Here is a 4,081-nt window from a genome sequence, read left to right as displayed (position 1 = left end):
TGGTCAGGTTCTTATCCAGATCGTAGGCATATTCCGTATAGAGACTTTCTCCGTTTTGCAGGCTTCTTATGGTTCCGTCTTCGTTATAATGATACTTTTCATTTAAATTTTTTCAAGCAATTCAGCATTAAATATTAAACCTACAGTAATCTCCTCGGAAGAATCCCCCCATCTAAACACTACATCCCCCTTTGGGCAATAATTTATACATAGATTAAAGTAGTCTATCATAGGGAATTTTACATCTGAGGCATTAAACAGAACCCCAAAAGTATCTTTTACTGAACTTTCACACAGCAAATTTTCTCTTTTACTTGCAATAATTGTGAATTTTCGAAAGTTACTGGCTACAATTTCCAAAGCAACAGAAAAATCTTCCATATCAAATTCTGCTATACTACTATAGAAAGAATAATCGCCTATTGCTAATTCAACCTCTGGACCTTTGTCAAATTTGTCTAATGACCACTTATTTTGAAGAAGTTTCCATACTTTTTTATAATTTTCTATTCTTGAATTTTTATTAATTATTTCAACATTAGCTATTAAGAAAAATTTATAGCATCTTAACTCAGAATTTCTTAAAAATATACCTTTTATATCATTAGCACATTCATTAATAAATTCATACCTATCCATTAAAGAACCATTAATAGTAAATGCACTCAACTCAGGCACTACAGTCATTTTCATTTCGGCTTTTTCTTTACTAAATCCCCCATAATACTCAAAAGCATTCTCTTTCATTTTCTTCCAATATTTCATAAAATAGCACCCTCTTACTCGTCATAGTCATAGCGATTTCCATATTTATCGTTAAAATGTGTTCCTCTATTTTGAATAGGATCATCCTCATAAATATGTTCATTATGTTGTCTGATCACTACTTCATTACCATTGCTATCTTTAAAGTAATAGTCTTTCCCTCCGCCAACTATAGGTTTACCATTTTTACCTATACCTGGGTCAACTATTTTTGACGGTTGCTGACTTACTGGAACACCACTTGCTCTTTTTGCTTCTCTAAATGAACCATTCTTTCCTGCTCCTTCAGGAGAAAAATTTTGAGGTGGTTGACCCTTTCCGCTCTTAACATATCCCTCATAATTTGGATTTCTACCATCGCCCGAACCCTTACAACTACTATCTTGGTGTTCAGTCAGCTTAGTAGCAGTCTTTGTCTCATTTTTCCCTTTTGATGTACTAGCAGCAAGCCTATCCTTAGCAGCTTGACATTGATTCCCACTTGGGTCTACATAGCTCACTGGATTGTTGGCGCAATATGCGTACAGGTTCAGTCCGTCTCCCCGGTAGGTATCTTCTTGGGTAAAGCGTCCGATTACTGGGTTAGGGTAAAGAGCCGGGGTAAAAAACTTCCCCGGCTCGGCTTACATCAGCCCGCAATGCGGGCTGAAAGGATTTTTTCATCGGGGTCGGATTTCTGACATTGGGGTCATGGTCGGAGTCGCACTAGCAGGGAATGCCCATTTATGCGGAAAAGTTACGGAGTTATGGGCAACTCCAGTTAATCAAGATAATAAGAATCCCGTAAAGCCGATATCAACTTCCTCAAACAAATTAGGGAAACATAAAAAATAAGAATTACCGATGGAATTCAAACACAAATATAAATTCCATCGGTCTGATTAATACCTTTCTCGCTAAACAATATTATACATACTGTAAATTAAAAACCTAATTCTAAAATTTTTTTATAATATGTAAAGTTTTATAAAATGAGGGATCATTGACTTTAGCCGCATACATTTCTGGACATTCAAAAATATCCATCTCATAGATCTCACCATAATCCATACTAATATGGTTTTGTAGAATTTCAATATAAGTCTTTGGATCTATTTCAATATATTTACTCTTATCCATTATTATAGTAACGTAATTTTCTGCACGTGAAGCTGTAATTGTAAAATCTGAAATAGCACTTGTAAAATTATCCGGTAATACATAAATTGAAAAGCTGTCTAAACTTGCATTTTCTTCAACCATTTTTAATGTTTTATTTTCAGATCTTTTTATAGTTTTAATTTTCGTATTAGTGATACCATCTCCAGTTATCGATAGATAATTGGCTTCATATCCTAATAATTCACATATTTTTTTCGAATCAAAATACCATTTTTTCCAATCAGCAGAATTTTTGCTAATTATACCGTATATTGTAATTGAAATAGTCATATTATCACCTCTTCTTATATTTATTATTTACTGGTTTTACTTTAATTGTACCTGCTCTATCTCCTATGATAGCTTGATTATTTTTCATTCTATCAGTTAGTCCAGTAACGGTATCTGTTTTACTTGGTACTTCGACTTGATCAATCGTACCATCTTTTTTAACCCCCATTATATCAGGCCTTCTATTTGGTTTAGCACCTGGCACTTCATTACTCAATCCCTTATTTACATATATTTTATCATATTCGCCACTTTGTTTCATGACATCTACTTCATCAAGGATCGTTTCCCAATGCCCTTCTGTTCCATTCTTATGAGGTTTACTTGGTAATATTACTTCTGTGCTACCGCCCGAACTCTTATTACCACCATTCACTCCCAGCTTTTTCGCCACTTCCTGCTCTTGTGATGTCAATCCACCTTTGTTTTGCTTATTTCGCAAATAGGATTCCAGCTGACGCTTGTTTTTTCCTTTGATTTTTCCCTCATCCATCAAAGACATAATTCTATTCGCGGCTGTTTCGCAGATATTCCCACTTGGGTCTACATAGCTCACTGGATTGTTGGCGCAATATGCGTACAGGTTCAGCCCGTCTCCCCGGTAGGTATCTTCTTGGGTAAAATTTCCTGTACTAAAATAGGGGTGAACCATGGGGTCGAAAATGATGCAGGTTAAAGGCGGGTGCACCTTACGGCGCTCCTGCCTGTTTACAGCAGACGGCAATGCCGACTGCATAAGGATTTTTATCAAAACATTTCTTTTTTATTAGGTGGCTGTCAATAAATTAATAGTCACCTGTTAAGTGGTCGTAATCCCGATGAAACCCTCCAAGTTCAAGGTTTTTAAGGTGTCTATGTAGGTGCACCTTATGGCGTAAAGATGTTTAAATATATTATTTAATTGTAATCTATACTATAGCAATAACGCTCCTAAACTGAAAGTTTACTATGTATAAATTCGGAAGTGTTTAAGCACTTAAACAGAAAGCCACTTGGCAATTTTTAAATTAATGAACTTTCATATCTCTCCCACTCTGGTTTATATACCATAGGAATTAAATTATGTACTCGTCCAATTACAAATTTGCATACTATATTACTCTTATCTTTTCCTGTGATTTCTAGAATATACTGTTCGTCTTCTTTACTTATAACTATTTCATTTAGAACCATTTTTCCACTATTAGTTTTTGCATTGAATTCTTCAATTCCAGCTAATTCAATATTAACAGTTACAAAGTCCCATTTTTCCCATTTTTTAGGCGGATTAATTACATCACACTTTGTTAATATCTCCATTGTAACTATACCACTTAGTGGTCTATAATTTATGTTGTCTACTTCTGATCCTATAAATATATTTTGGTTTTCAAATATATTATTTATTACAAAACCATTATCAAACCATTCATACATATACTTTTCTCCTCTCTATTTTTTGTTTCTATAAGTAAAATAATAGTGCTCTTTAGTTCCACTTACACCTCCAGTTTTAGGATTGTTGTCCGGTCTAACGTTAAAATGTGAAGATTGGTTTCCAATTCCATCGGAGTATGAATGACCATATGAATGATCTTGTATAATTACTTGCTTAATAGGATTACCACCTGCGTCAGTTTTTCCTGAAACAGAATAAGTTAGTTCTCTTGAATATACAAATTCACCATTTACTACTATTGGCTTTTTGTGCTCGTCAAGCATTTTTTCCATTTTTTGTGAAACTGGTTGTTGTGTCTTTGGTATTCCTAAATCCTGTTTTATCTGACCTAATGCTTCTTTTCTGGAAGTATCGCCCGAACCCTTAGAACTACTATCTTGGTGTTCGGTCAGTTTCGTAGAAGTCTTTGTCTCATTTTTCCCTTTTGATGTACTAGCAGCAAGCCTA

6 protein-coding genes are annotated in these 4,081 nt (G+C 34.6%); all 6 read right to left on the bottom strand.

Going from position 1 to position 4,081, the window contains the following annotated elements; genetic code table 11:
* Positions 1 to 102: 102 nt before the first annotated feature.
* Positions 103 to 765 carry a hypothetical protein gene (locus C8E03_RS21520; protein WP_110292082.1) on the bottom strand — a complete coding sequence of 221 codons (663 nt, stop codon included), beginning with the start codon at positions 763 to 765 and terminating at the stop codon, positions 103 to 105.
* 14 nt (positions 766 to 779) lie between these two features.
* Positions 780 to 1,340, bottom strand: a complete 561-nt coding sequence (locus C8E03_RS22540) for an RHS repeat-associated core domain-containing protein (protein WP_278321211.1) — start codon at positions 1,338 to 1,340, stop codon at positions 780 to 782.
* A gap of 361 nt (positions 1,341 to 1,701) precedes the next feature.
* Positions 1,702 to 2,196: a hypothetical protein gene (locus tag C8E03_RS21510; RefSeq protein ID WP_110292081.1), complete on the bottom strand. Its 495-nt coding sequence runs from the start codon at positions 2,194 to 2,196 to the stop codon at positions 1,702 to 1,704.
* A gap of 4 nt (positions 2,197 to 2,200) precedes the next feature.
* Entirely contained in the window at positions 2,201 to 2,947 is a 747-nt protein-coding gene (locus C8E03_RS22530; RefSeq protein WP_242993687.1) for an RHS repeat-associated core domain-containing protein, read from the bottom strand.
* Positions 2,948 to 3,198: 251 nt separating this feature from the next.
* On the bottom strand, positions 3,199 to 3,612 hold the full coding sequence (locus C8E03_RS21500; protein ID WP_110292080.1) for an Imm50 family immunity protein: 414 nt from the start codon (positions 3,610 to 3,612) through the stop codon (positions 3,199 to 3,201).
* 15 nt (positions 3,613 to 3,627) lie between these two features.
* A partial coding sequence (locus C8E03_RS21495; RefSeq protein ID WP_110292079.1) for an HNH/endonuclease VII fold putative polymorphic toxin occupies positions 3,628 to 4,081 on the bottom strand: 454 nt, incomplete at its 5' end.

This window comes from Lachnotalea glycerini, assembly GCF_003201285.1.
Classification (GTDB): Bacteria; Bacillota; Clostridia; order Lachnospirales; family Lachnospiraceae; genus Lachnotalea; species Lachnotalea glycerini.
The sequence above is the reverse complement of the archived record's forward strand: the minus strand, read 5'-3'. Positions and strand labels throughout refer to the sequence as shown.